This is a genomic window from Haladaptatus sp. SPP-AMP-3, from assembly GCF_049568665.1.
Lineage (GTDB): Archaea > Halobacteriota > Halobacteria > Halobacteriales > Haladaptataceae > Haladaptatus > Haladaptatus paucihalophilus.
The window spans coordinates 2,074,375-2,090,195 of record NZ_CP145897.1 but is presented as its reverse complement, the minus strand read 5'-3'; the positions used below and the strand labels follow the sequence as shown (position 1 = coordinate 2,090,195).

The window sequence follows — 15,821 nt, the reverse complement described above, 5'->3', positions numbered from 1 at the left end:
CTGTTGCTACGCGCCAACGCCGAACACGGCTTCCATGAGGAACGAAGCGAGGAGAATCGCGATGCTCGCCAGAAACAGCTTCGCACCGGGAGAAAACCGCTCCTCGGGCGGAATCGAATACCACGACAGCGGCGGCAGTCGCTGCACGGCGGCTTGAAACCGCGTCTCCTCGCGCGCACCGATGACCTCGCCCCGGGTGTCGTTTCGCACGATCTCTATCTCGCCGTCGGATTTATCCACGTCCCACGGACGGTCGGGTCGTAACTGCCACGCTCCGTATCCGAACAGCAGAAAGCCGATCAGAAACAGGAAGTACTTCACGCCGACCAGGCCGCCGCCGAGCGGGAAGCTTACCAAGCCGCCGACGACGAACGCCACACCGGTCACTGCGATGGCGTAGACGAGTGCGTCGAGCACCTGTCGTGCCCGCCGTGGGGACCGGTCCGGTGCAGCCATTACCGATTCGCGTAGGGCGTGAACTCGTCCGGTTCGTCATACTCGTCGAGGTGGCGGTGACAGTGGCTGAAGCGACCGGAATTGCTCACCACGTTGTCGCCGGGCGAGTCGGAGTCACAGACGCTTCCGAACACGTCGCGGAGATACTCGCGGGCCTGCTGGTCGTCGTTGTTCTCGATGTAGCCCGTCGCCTCGTCGATGTGCTGTTCGACGTTGCGCGGGATGTCGGTGTCGGCGAACAACTCCTGTTGAATCTCGCCGATGTCCGAAAAGCGCGTCTCCATGCCGAGCAGTTCCTTCACCTGATCGGTCACCGACCGATCCGCACGGGTTCGTGCGCGCACGACTTCGCGGAAGACCTCGATGTTGAGCCAGAGGTCGTCGTCCACGTCCTGGAACTCCTCCGGCCGAATCTTCATCGGACAGCGCGTGCTGAACGGACACCCTTTCGGTGGGTCGCGGGGACTCGGCGGCGTCCCCCGAAGCGTGATGCGTTCCCGATTGCTCGTCGGGTCGGGGTCGGGAATCGCAGACAGGAGCGAAATCGTGTAAGGATTTTTCGGTTCTTCGAACAGTTCGTCCGACGGACCGAGTTCCATGATGTGACCGAGATACATCACCGCCACGCGGTCACAGATGTGCCGAACGACCGAGAGGTCGTGGGCGATGAACAGGTACGTCAGGCCGAACTCCTCCTGCAGGTCTTCGAGCAGGTTGAGAATCTGGGCCTGCACGGACACGTCCAGCGCCGAGACGGGTTCGTCCAGCACGATGAACTCGGGTTCGAGCGCCAGCGCGCGGGCGATGCCGATGCGCTGGCGCTGACCCCCCGAGAACTGGTGCGGATAGCGGTAGTAGTGCTCGGGTTGCAATCCAACCACGTCGAGCAGTTCTCGAACGTGTTCCCGGCGCTCGCGCGGCGTCTTCCAATCGTGAACGTCGAGCGGTTCGCGGATGATCTCCCCGACCGTCATCCGGTCGTTGAGGCTGGATTCGGGGTCCTGGAAGACCATCTGGCTGTTCCGTCGCCAGTTTTTGAGTTCCTGTCCCGACAGTTCGGTGATGTCGGTGCCGTCGAACAGCACCTCACCGGACGTCGCTTCCTCCAACTGGATGAGCGTCCGCCCGAGCGTCGATTTACCACAGCCGGATTCGCCGACCAGCCCGAGCGTCTCGCCGCGTTTGATTTCGAGCGACACACCGTCGACCGCCTTCACGGGGGTCGAGTCGATGAGACCGCCGTCGCCGTAGTAGGTCTTCAGGTCGTTGATTTCGACGAGCGTCTCGCCTTCCGAGACGGGGGTGGATTTACTCTGCTGTACTTCGCTCATAGTTCATCCTCACTTTCGGTTGCCGCATTTCGATGCACGTCGATGGCCTCTGATTGGGATACGTCTTCCGGGTACAGCAAGCACGCCGCGGCGTGGTCCTCCGAATCGTCGTTGACCGCGACGGGTACCGGATGCACTTTGTCGCACGAATCGAACGCTTCTGGACACCGAGGGGCGAACCGGCAGTACGTCGCCGGTTCGTTCGGCGTCGGAACGTCGCCCTCGATGGTGACGAGGCGGTCCGCGTCCGGGTTGTTCCCCGGAATGCTTCGAAGAAGCCCCCGAGTGTAGGGGTGTCGTGGATTTTCGAACAGTTCCACGACGGGGGCGCTCTCGACGATTTCGCCCGCGTACATCACGTTCACGCGGTCAGCGATTTCCGCGATGACACCCATGTCGTGGGTGATGAACATGATGGCGAGGTCGCGCTCCTCCTGGAGCTCGTCGAGGAGTTCGAGGATTTGGGCCTGAATCGTCACGTCGAGCGCCGTCGTCGGCTCGTCACAGATGAGCAGTTCGGGGTCGCACGCGAGCGCCATGGCGATGACCGCCCGCTGGCGCATTCCACCCGAGAACTCGTGTGGGTACTCGCGGACCCGTCGTCCGGCGTCCGGGATTCCGACCGCTTCGAGGAGGTTGATGGCCTCCTTGGTCGCTTCCGTTCCCGTCAGCCCTTGGTGGAGTCGAAGCGCCTCCTTGATCTGATTTCCGACGGAGTACACGGGATTCAGACTCGTCAGGGGGTCCTGAAACACCATCGCGATGTCGCCGCCGCGAATCTGTCGGTACTCCTTTTCGCTCTTCGTCGTCAGTTCCTCGCCCTTGAATTGGATACTTCCATCGAGGATGCGACCCGGCGACTTGATGAGTCCCATGATGGAGCGTGCGGTGACGCTCTTTCCGGACCCGGATTCGCCGACGACGCCGACCGTCTCACCGGGTTTGATGTCGAACGAAACGCCGTCACAGGCGCGGATGACTTCCTTGTCGGTGAAGAAGGCCGTTTGAAGGTTCTCGACGCGAAGGATCGGTTCCCTGTCGGCGATCGACGAGGGGTGTTGGCTCGACGCCATTATGCGCCACCTCCCGACGCCGCGACTTCGGCACCGGCGTCTTCGCCGGTCTCGCTCTGCGGGTCAACCGCGTCGCGGATGCCGTCGCCGAGCGCGTTGAAGGCGGTGACGACGAGCACGATGAGCACACCCGGAATGAACGAGATGTGCCACGAGGGACCCGCTACGTAGCCCTGTCCCATACTTACCGCACGACCCCACTCGGGCGTCGGCGCGTTGATACCGAGGCCGAGGAACGACAGTCCCGCGACCCCGATGATGATGCCGCCGAGGGTCATCGAGGAGTAGACGAGCAGGTAGCCGAGGATGTACGGTGCCATGTGTTTTTTCATGGTCGTAACGGGGCTCTGTCCGAAGCTCCTCGCCGCGTCGATCCACTCCTGTTCGGCCACTTGGAACGCGGGACCGCGCACCGCACGCCAGAGATACGGCCATCCCGTCGCGGCGAACAGTAAGGCGAGCAGGAAACCGCCGTTGTAGACGTCCGCAATCCAGGTGTCCGCTAACACGTACGAGAGCAAGATGAGGAACAGGAGACGGGGAATCGACATGATGGAGTCACCGATGATGACGGCACCGAGGTCGACGAGACCCTTGTAGTACGCCGTCAGGAGCGCGAACGCCGTCGCGATGAGTCCGCTCACCGAGATGGCGGTGACACCGATGAACATCGACACGCGAGCACCGTGTACCATGAAGGTGAACATGTCCGACCCCAACGGTAACGTCCCGAACGGGTGCCATCGGCCGTAGTCGTCGTAGGTCATCGGAGCGACGTTTCCGCTCGGACCTTCCGATGTCGAATCCGCGTTAGCGTCACCGATATTGATTTTTTCGACCTGTCCGGTGTCCTTGTTGAGATAGTTAACCTCGTAGGAGTACGGGTTTTTGATGTTGCGCTCGACCGTCGTCGTTCCGAGTGCGGGTGCGAAAATCGCCATCACGACGAACATGAAGACGATGACGAACCCGAACAGACCCCACGTGTGACCGCGGAACCGGTTTATCATGTCGTCACGGGGAGTCCAGTCGGCGTATCGATAGTGTTTCCGGAACGTGAGGTAGCCACGCCAAATCCAGTACAGGAAGGCGAGCGAATAGGCGTAGATGAGCGTGACCCGGATCGCCCAAACGACGGCCGGGGAGAGTCCGAGGAACGTTCCCTTCCAACCGCCCTGTGGCGATTGCCATCCGGTGTTGTCGAATATCTCCCTCGAAAGGAGCGTCGGCAGGTTCGCCAGCGCGTCGCCGAGGGTCGCAAACGGCGCGGCGACCGGTTTGAGGAAGGGCAGTTTGTCCATCAGCGCCGCCCACGGGAACGACATTATCATGCCCGAGAGCGCACCGAATTCGACCGCGACGAGCAGTAGGAATCCGGCGAGCCACAGCGTGGCCGGTTGTGGGTTGTCTGCGATTCGTTCGCGGAGGGGACGTTCTTCTCGAATGGTCGAATTTGAACTCATATTACGCACCTCCATCGTAGCCGACGCGGGGGTCGATGAGGGTGTACAGGATGTCCTGTACGATGTTGATTATCACGACGAGCAGGATGAAGATGAACATCAGCGCTCCCACGAGCGGCAGGTCACCGTGGGTAATCGCATCGAAGAACAGTTGCCCGATACCGCTGATGCCGAACACCGACTCGACGAGAACCGAACCACCGATGAGCAGGAACGCCTCGCTTGTGATGATGGGAACGAGCGGGATGAGCGCGTTCCTGAAGATGTGTTTCCAGACGAGCGAGCGCGGGGGAACGCCCTTCGCGCGCGCCGTCTCGATGAAGTTGGAGTTCACCGTCTCCAACACGGCGGTCCGGCCGATACGCATCTCGTTCCCCATCGACGCGGAACCGAGGACGATGGCCGCCGGTGCGATCTTCTTGATGGCCGCGAGCAGGTCGTGCGGGTTGGTCAAGTTACTGGGATCCTGAAACGGAACGCCGGTGACGGTCGTATGGACGAGCCAATTCTGCCAGTCGAAGCCGAACAGAACCTGTTCGGAGAGAGACAGGACCGACATGAAGATGACCGCCAACCAGAAGTTCGGCATCGCACGCCAGACGATACCGCCGAACGAAGCGACGTAGTCGCTCCACGAGTTCGGGTTCAGTCCGGCGTAGAATCCGAGGGGAATGCCCACGAAGACGGCGATGAGCACCGACCAGAAACCTAACCAGATGGTTCGCGGTGCGTAGTCCAGAATGATCGAGTACGCACTCACGTCGGGTTGAAGCACCCACGATTTGCCCAGGTTAAAGGTGGCCATGTTGATCATGTAGTCGATGTACTGTGCCCATAACGGCTTGTTAAGGCCGAGTTGATTCCTGATCTGCTGATATGCCTGTGGGTCTCCTGTCGGACCGAGAATGGCCCCAACGGGGTCGATCGGACCCATACGGAGGGAGACGAATGTAATCGTCATTCCGAATATCAGGATCGGAATGGACAGTAACAGACGGCGACCGAGGTAGCGCCATCGGCTCATACTGTCAGTTCACCTCCTGTTCAAGCGTGGTCGTGTCGTGCGGTAGGTTGCACCCAATGGTAACCGCGTTCATGGCTGATACGGGTACGTATTTCGCGTTCCTCTCATTATGTCTTGCGATACCATTACCCCGAATTTTTGGACATAGACACCGCTAACGGGACGTTTAAAGAAAAATGAACGCCGAACTGTCCTGATTATTTCCGTTCGCTAAGTTTGACTTTGTTGTACATCTGACGGCTGTAGTCGGCGCCACCGTACTTGGGTGCGTCGACCCATTCGTAGGAGAAGCGCTCGGAGAGACCGTGGTACATGTTGAGGAAGGTGACGTCCTCCCAGTTGGCCTCCTCCATCTTGATGTAAGCCTTCTCTCGAGCCGTCTGTTCTTTGTCCGTCGGACCGGTGTTGTTCTGGATCGTATCCCACGCGTTCGTCGCCTTCTTCGCTGCGGGCGTTCCGGACCAGTTGGTGTACGACTGCGGCGAGTCCTTGGACGTGTCGGTCAGCGGCGGGTAGAGTAGACCGAGGAAGTTGTCCGGCTTGGGCCAGTCCATGACCCAACCGAGCGAGTAGGCCTCGAGCTTACCCTGACGACCCTGCTGGAGCAGCGTCGAGAACGCCGTCTTCTGGATCTCCATCTCGATGTGTGCCGCCTGCAGCTGGGCGCGGAGGCGCTTGCCCAGCTTGGGCCACGTCGAGGAGGACTTGTAGACCGTGAAGGTGAACTTGAACTTGTTGTTCTCGTTGTAGCCAGCATCCTCCATGATCTGCTTCGCTTTGTCACGGTCGGACTCGTCGTAGCTGTACGGATACTTGTTCTTGGCGTGGCTCTCGTACTTCTTCGCGCCGCCGGGGTAGATCATCGGAGGCGTGAGGTGGTACGCCGGTGCACCACGGCCCTTGAACACTTCTTCGACGATGGTTTCCTGGTTGGCAGCGTAGGCGATAGCCTGTCGAACGGGCTTCGGAACCGCTTCGGTGTTGAAGCCAATGTAGTAGGTGTTGATGGTCGAGACACCGAGGTAATCGAACGTGTTCCCTTGGATGGGACCGTACTTACCGACGGTTCTACCAAGGTCGTCGGTGCTGGTGTCACTGACTTTTCCGGGGTCGTATTTCGAGGTCGGGATGAAGTTGCTCCCGTACCCCATGTCCGCGTTCTGGTTCATGACACCGTAGGTGTACATCTCCTCGGAGTTCGAAGAGATCTTCCAGTGGACGCCATCGACCTTGGGAACGTCACCGTGGTAGTCTTCGAACTTGGTGACTTCCGCGGAAACGTCGGATTTCCAGTGATCGAACTTGAACGGACCGGCACCAATCGGGTTCTTCGTGGCGAACTTGCTCTGTTTCATCTCGCCGTCGTAGCCATCGATGTCGCCGACGATGCCCTCGGGGATTGCCGCGAAGGACGTGTAGGCGAGCATCTCGAGCGTGGCGTGGAACGGCTTTTCGAGCGTCATCTCGAGCGTGTAGTCGTCCTTCGCCTTGAGCGCCAGCGAGTTCGCTTTTGCGACAGTCAGTTCGTGTTCGCCCTCGTCGTCCTTGTACGTCTTCGTCGTCGTCTCGTGTTTGACGCCGATGGAACTCAGAATAAAGTACTGCCGACGGGAGTTCTTCGATTCGGCGAGACGGCGCCACGAGTAAACGATGTCTTTCGCCGTGACTTCCTTGTCGTTGTGGAATTTAACGCCCTCTTTGAGGTGGAAGGTGTAGGTCTTCTGGTCGTCGGAAACCTCGTGACCTTTAGCGAGTTGTTTCTCGACGGCAATCTCCGAGTTCGGATAGTTCATCAAGGAGTCGAAGACCTGCTGAATAACCGTTCCAGACGCCGTGTCGGCCGCCTTGACCGGGTCCAGCGTGGTCATCGTCGAGTTGATGAGTTGCAGCTTGTTGCCGCTACTGTTGTTACCGTCGCCGTTACCGTCGCCGTTACCGTTGTCATCGTCACCGCCACCAGTACAGCCAGCAAGTGCGACAGCGGATGCCGCACCCCCAGTTGCCTGTAGGAACCGCCGACGGGTCAGGTTGTCAGTATCTGTCATCCACACTCGGCTTGTGTATCACAGCGGATAAACTTACCGCTTGAGAATGGCATCGTTACGGTCTTAAACAGGAGGTTTATTGCAGTCCGAGGCCGATTCTCCTTTTATACCACCAAGTTATTTTACAGAGAATTATAATAGAATAAAGTCCGGAGAAAGTGATACGTTGGCAAAATCGACCGGGTAACGTGGTACTATTTTCGTGAAATACATCATTGTCGCCGATTTTACCCGATTTTTCAGGAAAATCATAGCATCACGAGAGTGGGTATCATCGTTTCGGTGGCCTTATATCCCTTGGTACACATTCTCAAAGTATGACGCCGGATACGGCAGCAGTGTCGGTGTCGCTTGCAAACGACTCCGAGGTCATGGCCTCGGTGGACGATGACGGAGAGGCGGAACGACTCGTCATCGCGGATGTGTCACGCGACGACGCGTGGATTTGCATGCGAGTATCGGACACTGCCGCACTCCCGAACTGGCGATAGTCCCCCATACCGCCGCGGTCCTCGAACAGCCCTCTCATCACGACTCCACGTTTTTCACTCCGCGAGGAGCCGTCGCCAGAACCAATTATACGCCTGACAAGAAAGGACACCGTACTCGGGAAAGCGATGCATACGTTCGTTGGAACGGAGAACTGACGGTGCGATACTAACCTTTTTTGTCCCCGGACGAAGTTCCATGCAGATATGGACTATCGGGAGGTCGCCGGGGAACAGGAGTTCGTTGCCCGACTCGGACACGGAGCGGATTGGCGCGAAGAGATCGAATCACTGGCCGACGACGAGGACGTGGACGCGGCGTGGTTCGTCGCGATGGGCGCGGTACAGGACGCCGACGTTTGGTTCTACGACCAAGACGAAACGGAGTACCGCGAGGTCCGATTCGACGAACCGCTGGAAGTCGCCTCGTGCGTAGGCAACGTCTCCCTGCTCGACGGTGAGCCGTTCGCGCACACGCACGCGGTTCTCTCTCGTCGGTCGGGACAAGCGGTCGCCGGACACCTCGACTCGGCGACGGTGTTCGCCGGGGAGCTGTACATGCGGACGTTCGAGGAACCGCTCGTCCGGGAGCACGACGAGCCGACCGACCTCGACCTCTGGCTCTAACATGCGGGACGAAGACCGGCAGTATTTCGAGCGACTGGAGTCGCGGCTCGACGAGGCGTTCGACGTCGCGGAGGCGGCCAAAGAGCGCAGCGGCGACCCGCAACCGGAAGTCGAGATACCGGTCGCGCAGGACATGGCCGACCGCGTGGAGAACATCCTCGGAATCGAGAACGTCGCGGAACGCGTCCGCGAACTCGAAGGCGAGATGTCCCGCGAGGAGGCCGCCCTCGAACTGGCGAAGGACTTCGCGGACGGCAACGTCGGGGACTACGAGACGCGCGCCGGGAAAATCGAGGGCGCGGTTCGAACGGCAGTCGCGCTGCTGACCGAAGGTGTCGTCGCCGCGCCCATCGAAGGAATCGACCGGGTGGAACTCCTCGAAAACGACGACGGCACGGAGTTCGTCAACGTCTACTACGCCGGTCCGATTCGCTCCGCGGGTGGGACCGCACAGGCGCTTTCCGTCCTCGTCGCGGACTACACGCGGGCGCTCATCGGACTGGGAGAGTACAAGGCGCGCGACGACGAGATAGAGCGGTACGCCGAGGAGATAAACCTCTACGACTCCGAAACCGGACTCCAGTACTCCCCGAAGGACAAGGAGTCGAAGTTCATCGCCAAGAACATGCCCGTCATGCTGGACGGGGAAGCGACGGGCGACGAGGAGGTTTCGGGGTTCCGCGACTTGGACCGTGTGGATACCAACAGCGCCCGTGGCGGAATGTGTCTCGTTCTGGCGGAAGGTATCGCGCTCAAAGCGCCGAAAATCCAACGGTACACTCGGAACCTGGACGAAATCGACTGGCCGTGGTTGCAGGACCTCATCGACGGCACCATCGGAAAGGACGACGGCAAATCGAAGGAAGACGACGCGGGAACGGACGACGAATCCGACGACGATGAGGCGGAAGAAGGAGCCGAAGGCGAGGCGGAAGGCGACCACGAGTTACACGGTCCACCTCGCGTCGAGGAGGCGACGAAGTTCCTCCGCGACCTCATCGCCGGACGTCCGGTTTTCACCCACCCGTCTAGGCCCGGCGGGTTCCGGCTTCGCTACGGACGGGCGCGAAACCACGGCTTTGCGACGGCGGGGGTTCAACCCGCGACGATGCACCTCGTGGACGACTTCCTCGCGACCGGAACTCAAATCAAGACCGAGCGACCCGGAAAAGCGGGCGGCGTCATCCCCGTCGATACCATCGAGGGGCCGACCGTCAGGTTGGCGAACGGGGACGTGCGCCGCATCGACGACACCGACGAGGCGCTCGAAATCAGGAACGGCGTCGAGGAGATTCTCGACCTCGGCGAATACCTCGTCAACTACGGCGAGTTCGTGGAGAACAACCACCCGCTCCCGCCCGCGTCCTACGTGTTCGAGTGGTGGGTTCAGGACTTCGAACACGCCGGTGCGGACGTGCAGGCCATGCGCGACGACCCCCACATCGACCTCGAAGACCCCTCGGCAGCGGAAGCGTTAGTGTGGGCAACGGAGTACGACGCGCCGCTGCATCCGAAGTACACCTACCTCTGGCACGACATTTCGGTGGCGGATTTCGAAGCGCTGGCCGAAGCCGTCGAGTCGGGCGAGGTCCGCGACGAGCGACTCGTCCTTTCGAATACGGAAACGGTTCGAACGGCGCTCGAACACCTCCTCATCGAACACAGACAGGGTGAAGTCCTGGAGATACCGGACCGGGAACCTCTCGTTCGGTCGCTCGGGTTGGATGCGGACCTCACGCGCGCGTGGGAGTCACTGTCAAGGGAGGCGCGCGAGTGGGGAGAGAACGAACCCGGAGACAACGCCGTGAAGGCGGTCAACGAAGTCGCACCGTTTTCCGTCAGGGAGCGCGCACCGACGCGAATCGGGAACCGGATGGGACGCCCGGAGAAGTCGGAAAAGCGCGAGATGAGCCCCGCGGTGCACACCCTCTTCCCGCTCGGCGAAGCGGGCGGCGACCAGCGCGACGTGGCGAAAGCCGCCTCCCACACCGAAGGCATGTCCGGGAAGCGCGGCCAAATCGAGGTCCAAATCGGCCGTCGAGAGTGCGAAGAGTGCGGGCACGAGGCGTTCAAATGTCTGTGCCCGGAGTGCGGCGGCAACACCTATCCCGTGTACCGCTGTCCCGACTGTGAAACCCGCGTCGAACCGGACCAAGCGGGACGGGCGGAGTGCCCCCGCTGTGAGGTCCCCGCCACGAGCGTCGAGTGGCAGACGATAGAGATGAACGACGAGTTCCGAGGCGCGCTTGAATCCGTCGGCGAGCGCCCGAACGTCTTCGACACGCTCAAAGGCGTCAAGGGACTCACCTCGGCGCACAAGACGCCCGAACCCATCGAGAAGGGCGTCCTCCGCGCGAAACACGGCGTCAGCGCGTTCAAGGACGGGACGATTCGCTACGACATGACCGACCTTCCCGTCACCTCGGTCAGGGCGTCCGAACTGGACGTGGAACCGGGGCAACTCCGCGCGCTCGGCTACGAGGAGGACATCCACGGCGAACCGCTCCAGCACGACGACCAACTCGTTGAACTCCGGGTACAGGACATCGTGCTCTCGGACGGCGCGGCCACCCACCTGCTCAAAACCGCCGACTTCGTGGACCAGTTGCTGGAGGACTACTACGGCCTCGAACCGTTCTACGACATGGACGAGCGTGACGATTTGGTCGGCGAACTCGTATTCGGGATGGCACCCCACACCTCCGCCGCCGTCGTCGGCCGCGTCATCGGCTTTACCAGCGCGGCGGTGGGGTACGCACACCCTTATTTCCACGCGGCGAAGCGAAGAAATTGCGACGGAGACGAGGACTGCGTGATGCTCCTCATGGACGGCCTGCTCAACTTCTCGAAGGAGTTCCTGCCGGACAAGCGCGGCGGGCAGATGGACGCGCCGCTGGTGATGTCCTCGCGCATCGACCCCTCGGAAATCGACGACGAGGCGCACAACATGGACATCGTGGACCGGTATCCTCGCGAGTTCTACGAGGCGACGCTCGAGATGGCCGACCCGGAGGACGTGGACATCACCATCGCGGAGGAGTATCTGGGCACCGACCGCGAGTACACCGGGTTCCGGCACACACACGACACCTCGAACATCGCGCTCGGGCCGGACCTCTCGGCGTACAAGACCCTCGGGTCGATGATGGACAAGATGAACGCCCAGTTGGAACTGGCCCGGAAGACCCGCGCGGTGGACCAGACCGACGTGGCCGAGCGCGTCATCGAGGGGCACTTCCTGCCCGACCTCATCGGGAACCTGCGCGCGTTCTCGCGCCAGGAGACCCGCTGTCTGGACTGCGGCGCGAAGTACCGTCGGATGCCGCTCTCGGGGGATTGCCGGGAGTGTGGCGGCCGGGTGAACCTGACGGTTCATCAGGGTTCGGTGAACAAGTACATGGACACCGCGATTCAGGTCGCCGACGAGTACGACTGCCGCGAGTACACGAAACAGCGGCTTCAGATTCTGGAGCGCTCGTTGGAGAGCGTGTTTGAAAACGATAAAAACAAACAGTCCGGAATCGCGGACTTCATGTAACTCACCGGAACCGGCGAATCGTATTTGACTTGCATGGGACCGCAAGTACAGACGTCAATGAAACCGCAACCGCACCGCATACTCACGGCGTTGCCGTTCGTTTTCGAGGTTTCTCCGAAACCTCGCACGTCACACCCTCCCCAACCGATTCCTCCGGTCGCTAACGCTCCCTCCGTCATCCCTCGCACGACTTCACCGAGGCGACGTGGCTGAGAGAGGCCACGTCGCCTCGGCAGCGCGCGCCGCCCGGAAAGTTGGGACGCGGAAACGGATTTCTAGCTCGCTCGCGCCTGTCCTGACCTCGAATAGCGGGATTCCGCGATGGCGAACACGAGCGTGCTCGTCAGGCCGAGCAGGGTTCCGGCCGTGAGCATTCCGGCGAGGAACTCGAGCGACGCGCGGCTCAGGAAGTAGGCGCTGACGGCGTAGAGGACGCCGCCGATGGCGAGGACGTAGAACGGCGCGTTCAGGTAGCGCCACCGAAACTCGTCGGCGAGGTACTCGTCGGTGATTTGGCCGAGGCTGGAGGTGATGCCCGCCGCCGAGAACCACACGACGGCACCGTAGATGAGCGCCGCGAGGACGCGAAGCGCGCCGAGACTCCGGCCGTCGTTCTGCTGGCGAACGGCTTCGAGGGTATCGACGCCGCTGACGCCGCCGATGACGAGCAGGGCGGCGGCGACGACGTAGGTGATGAGCGTCACGCGACCGGAGTAGAGGCTCCGACGGGTCTTCTCGGCGAGGCGGTCCACGACGCGTTCGAGGCCGAGGCCGCGAAAGAGGACGTACAAGCCGAGGAGGCCGGAGAGGCCGCCGAAGACGGCACCGCCGGGCATGCCGAGGCGGTCGGCGGCGAGCGCGAGCGGGTAGATGAGTATCAGGATGCCGAGCGGAACGAGAATCGTGCCGCGGGTTTCGGGGTCGTCGAGCACCTGCTTGATGGTGTAGTACATCGACTCCAAGTCCTGTGCCTGCCGGACGACGACCCGACGGACGCCATCGACGGGGATGCGCGAGCGGATGACGGGGATGACGCTCTCGTCCTGTGCGCCGTCGGTGACGATGACGGTCGTTATCTCCTCGCTGGTGCTGAGGCTGGCGAGCACCGTGTCCACCTCCTCGCCGACCTCGCGGTTGGCGCCGATGTCGCTTCCGTCGTTTCCGGTGACGATGGCGACTTCGACGCTCTCGTCGGAGCGGATTCGGTCGTAGAGGTGGATCCCCTCGAACATGACGTTGACGTCGCTGTCCTCCGGGTCCGCGGTGGCGAGCGCGACGGCGGCGGCCTCGACGTTATCCCGACCGACGACCGGCGTGTCGAAGTGGGTCTTCCGACCGAGGTCGTCGTCGAGGTCCACGCACAACACCAGCAGCATTGGCGGTGCGTACGCGGCGGATGGTTAACTGTTTTCGGGAGTGAGGGTCCGAGGTGCGGAGATGGTCCAGTGGAACAGACGGAGAGCGCAGGATGCAAAATAGACCCCAATATAGAAGTAATAAAATAGGAATGGTCGAGGAATAAACGGTCTAAACGGTGCGCTTGCCGTCGTTCGACCGACATTAGCCCGCGTATAATAATGGCCTCATACGGGAGTTTTCGACCGATGACTCGAACGCCGACACGCCGCCGCCTCCTCCACGCGGTCGGGGTCACAGCGACGGCGACGCTCGCGGGTTGTTCGTCCACTGGGGACGACGACGAACCGACAGGGACCGAAACGAAGACGGGAACCGGAACGACGAATACCCAAGCAGACGGAACGACGACCGGAACGACCACCGACCGGACGACGGACGCGGGGGAGACGACGACAGCGGGGGAGACGACGACAGAAACGACAACCGGAGACGGGACGACGACCAACGAAACCACGACCGGAACCGAGCCGCCAGCGGACGGTGGCGACGTTCAGTTCGTGACCGAAGGCGGGGCGACGGTTCGCGGGACGCTGCTCGGCGACGGCGAGTGCGGCGTCGTCTTCGCACACGGAAAGGGATTCGACAGGAAGAGTTGGCTTCCCCAGGCGAAGCGACTCGCCGAGGACGGTCACACTTGCCTCCCCATCGACCTGAACCTGGACGGGGACGCGGCACCGGAGTACGTTCTCGCGGCGGTGCGCTACCTTCGACGCCGGGTCGGCGTCGGAAGCGTCGTCCTCGTCGGTGCCGGTGCGGGCGCGAACGCCGTCATCCGCGCGAACGTACGGGCGAAGTCGGGAACGGTGGACGGAACGCTCGTCGTCTCACCGGAAGCGGGCGTGGATTCCGCCGCCGAGATGCAGGGCTGGAAGCTGTTCGTCGTGAGCCGCGGCGACGAGAAGTCCGTGCAAACGGCGAAACGGATTCGCGACGCCGCTTCGAACCCCAAGCGATTGGAAACCGTCGATGGAAGCGCGCACGGCCAACGCGTGTTCGAATCGAGTTCCGACGCGATGTGGTCGATGATGAACGGCCTGCTGCGGACGGTCTGCGGGTGAGGAAAGCGAGATTCGCACGCTTTTTGAGGCTCGACGGGCAAAACGGTACAACGAATGATTTCCAAGGGCTGTGAACAGTGTGCTGAAGGAGGGAAGATGGTTCTCTTCGTCTACGGCTACTGCGACCAGCGCGACTGTTTTTACTGCCCCCTCGGTGAGAACCGGAAGAACGTCACCGACGTGTACGCCAACGAGCGCATCGTCGAGGACGACGAGGACGTGATTACGGAGGCAAAGCGCATGAACGCGCTCGGCACGTCCATCACGGGTGGCGAACCGCAGGAGGCGATGAACAAGACCTGTCGGTACCTCTCGCTTCTCAAAGACGAGTTCGGCGAGGACCACCACACGCACCTCTACACCGGTATCACGGGCGGGCGGGAGAACATGCGCCGACTGTCGGAGGCCGGATTGGACGAAATCCGCTTCCATCCGCCGTACGAACAGTGGGGAGAACTCCACGGGACCGAGTGGGAGGACATCCTCTACATCGCCCGCGAGGAGGGACTCACCCCCGCGTTCGAGATTCCGGGTATCCGCGCCGAAGAGGAGTTCCTCGACTTCCTCGACGAGGGCGCGGCGGAGTTCTGTAACATCAACGAGTTCGAGATGTCTCAGGGTAACTACCGTCGGATGCAGGCCGAGGGATTCGAACTCCAAGAGGGTCACATGTCCGCCGTCGATGGATCCAAGGAGGACATCCTCGACGTGATGGGTGACCACCCGCGAACGTACTTCTGTACCTCGGTGTTCAAGGACGCCGCCCAGCACCGCAACCGCCTGAAGCGGATGGCCCGCCAGATTCGCCGCGAGTTCGACGACGTGACGGACGACGGCACCCTGATTTACGGGAAGACGTGGGCCGACGAGAAGCGGTTCGCCGACCTCGGCGTCCCCGAGGAGTTCTACGCCGTCAAATCGAACCACATCGAAGTCGCGTGGTGGCTGCTGGAGGAGATGATAGAGGAGGGCGACGTGGAGAAGGGCGAAATCGTGGAGCAGTATCCGACCTACGACGGACAAGTGGTGGAGCGGACGCCGTTGGCTTAAACCACGGGCGTGAGCGAACGGGATGTTTTGCGGCAGGTTTCCGGGATGAGCAACAGACACTACGATAACAGGGAATACAACCCACCGAAATCGGCCGGTGACACAACCGCCAAAAGCCACCAATTCGACCGGAAAATCTCCGATTTTCCGGGCCGACGAATCCTCCGACGGAGCGACGAAGACGAGCGAACGCGAGTCTTCGGACGCGACGGGAGGGGGTGAGGAGGCTTTTGATCAACCTTTTCTCAG

The 15,821-nt window shown here is 61.4% G+C and carries 12 protein-coding genes; 5 read left to right on the top strand and 7 right to left on the bottom strand.

The window, feature by feature from the left end:
* Positions 1–6: 6 nt before the first annotated feature.
* From V5735_RS11575 to V5735_RS11550, 6 genes are all read right to left on the bottom strand, one after another.
* A complete protein-coding gene (locus V5735_RS11575) occupies positions 7–456 on the bottom strand; it encodes a DUF7555 family protein (protein WP_423743660.1) in 450 nt (149 codons plus the stop codon).
* A complete protein-coding gene (locus V5735_RS11570; RefSeq protein WP_423743659.1) occupies positions 456–1,787 on the bottom strand; it encodes an ABC transporter ATP-binding protein in 1,332 nt (443 codons plus the stop codon). The genes V5735_RS11575 and V5735_RS11570 overlap by 1 nt, the downstream gene beginning before the upstream one ends.
* Positions 1,784–2,860 (bottom strand): ABC transporter ATP-binding protein, encoded by a 1,077-nt coding sequence (locus V5735_RS11565; protein WP_423743658.1) that lies wholly within the window; start codon positions 2,858–2,860, stop codon positions 1,784–1,786. The genes V5735_RS11570 and V5735_RS11565 overlap by 4 nt, the downstream gene beginning before the upstream one ends.
* A complete protein-coding gene (locus tag V5735_RS11560) occupies positions 2,860–4,338 on the bottom strand; it encodes an ABC transporter permease (protein WP_423743657.1) in 1,479 nt (492 codons plus the stop codon). The genes V5735_RS11565 and V5735_RS11560 overlap by 1 nt, the downstream gene beginning before the upstream one ends.
* Complete coding sequence (locus V5735_RS11555; protein ID WP_423743656.1) at positions 4,325–5,347, bottom strand: ABC transporter permease; 1,023 nt, start codon at positions 5,345–5,347, stop codon at positions 4,325–4,327. Before V5735_RS11555 ends, V5735_RS11560 begins: the two co-directional genes overlap by 14 nt.
* A gap of 197 nt (positions 5,348–5,544) precedes the next feature.
* A complete protein-coding gene (locus V5735_RS11550; RefSeq protein WP_423743655.1) occupies positions 5,545–7,392 on the bottom strand; it encodes an ABC transporter substrate-binding protein in 1,848 nt (615 codons plus the stop codon).
* Between the two features lie 317 nt (positions 7,393–7,709).
* On the opposite strand from V5735_RS11550, the gene V5735_RS11545 reads away from it, so the two are divergent.
* The 3 genes from V5735_RS11545 to V5735_RS11535 all read left to right on the top strand — a co-directional run bounded on the left by V5735_RS11545 (position 7,710) and on the right by V5735_RS11535 (position 12,045).
* Positions 7,710–7,883, top strand: a complete 174-nt coding sequence (locus V5735_RS11545; protein ID WP_423743654.1) for a DUF7556 family protein — start codon at positions 7,710–7,712, stop codon at positions 7,881–7,883.
* 204 nt (positions 7,884–8,087) lie between these two features.
* Positions 8,088–8,507, top strand: a complete 420-nt coding sequence (locus tag V5735_RS11540) for a PPC domain-containing DNA-binding protein (protein ID WP_007976160.1) — start codon at positions 8,088–8,090, stop codon at positions 8,505–8,507.
* A 1-nt stretch (position 8,508) separates the two neighbouring features.
* Positions 8,509–12,045, top strand: coding sequence for a DNA polymerase II large subunit (locus tag V5735_RS11535; RefSeq protein WP_423743653.1), 3,537 nt, complete (start codon positions 8,509–8,511; stop codon positions 12,043–12,045).
* A 275-nt stretch (positions 12,046–12,320) separates the two neighbouring features.
* On the opposite strand, the gene V5735_RS11530 is transcribed toward V5735_RS11535, so the two are convergent.
* Positions 12,321–13,421 carry a DUF373 family protein gene (locus V5735_RS11530; protein ID WP_423743652.1) on the bottom strand — a complete coding sequence of 367 codons (1,101 nt, stop codon included), beginning with the start codon at positions 13,419–13,421 and terminating at the stop codon, positions 12,321–12,323.
* A gap of 228 nt (positions 13,422–13,649) precedes the next feature.
* On the opposite strand from V5735_RS11530, the gene V5735_RS11525 reads away from it, so the two are divergent.
* Both V5735_RS11525 and V5735_RS11520 read left to right on the top strand, forming a co-directional pair.
* The gene (locus V5735_RS11525) at positions 13,650–14,522 is read left to right on the top strand and encodes an alpha/beta hydrolase (protein WP_423743651.1); all 873 of its coding nucleotides are present in this window, start codon (positions 13,650–13,652) and stop codon (positions 14,520–14,522) included.
* Between the two features lie 54 nt (positions 14,523–14,576).
* Positions 14,577–15,572 (top strand): radical SAM protein, encoded by a 996-nt coding sequence (locus tag V5735_RS11520; protein ID WP_423743650.1) that lies wholly within the window; start codon positions 14,577–14,579, stop codon positions 15,570–15,572.
* The last annotated feature ends 249 nt before the right edge of the window (positions 15,573–15,821 follow it).

Coding starts and splice junctions, on each gene's coding strand:
- V5735_RS11575 (WP_423743660.1), bottom strand. CDS start 456: ATGGCTGCACCGGACCGGTCCCCACGGCGGGCACGACAGGTGCTCGAC.
- V5735_RS11570 (WP_423743659.1), bottom strand. CDS start 1,787: ATGAGCGAAGTACAGCAGAGTAAATCCACCCCCGTCTCGGAAGGCGAG.
- V5735_RS11565 (WP_423743658.1), bottom strand. CDS start 2,860: ATGGCGTCGAGCCAACACCCCTCGTCGATCGCCGACAGGGAACCGATC.
- V5735_RS11560 (WP_423743657.1), bottom strand. CDS start 4,338: ATGGAGGTGCGTAATATGAGTTCAAATTCGACCATTCGAGAAGAACGT.
- V5735_RS11555 (WP_423743656.1), bottom strand. CDS start 5,347: ATGAGCCGATGGCGCTACCTCGGTCGCCGTCTGTTACTGTCCATTCCG.
- V5735_RS11550 (WP_423743655.1), bottom strand. CDS start 7,392: ATGACAGATACTGACAACCTGACCCGTCGGCGGTTCCTACAGGCAACT.
- V5735_RS11545 (WP_423743654.1), top strand. CDS start 7,710: ATGACGCCGGATACGGCAGCAGTGTCGGTGTCGCTTGCAAACGACTCC.
- V5735_RS11540 (WP_007976160.1), top strand. CDS start 8,088: ATGGACTATCGGGAGGTCGCCGGGGAACAGGAGTTCGTTGCCCGACTC.
- V5735_RS11535 (WP_423743653.1), top strand. CDS start 8,509: ATGCGGGACGAAGACCGGCAGTATTTCGAGCGACTGGAGTCGCGGCTC.
- V5735_RS11530 (WP_423743652.1), bottom strand. CDS start 13,421: ATGCTGCTGGTGTTGTGCGTGGACCTCGACGACGACCTCGGTCGGAAG.
- V5735_RS11525 (WP_423743651.1), top strand. CDS start 13,650: ATGACTCGAACGCCGACACGCCGCCGCCTCCTCCACGCGGTCGGGGTC.
- V5735_RS11520 (WP_423743650.1), top strand. CDS start 14,577: ATGATTTCCAAGGGCTGTGAACAGTGTGCTGAAGGAGGGAAGATGGTT.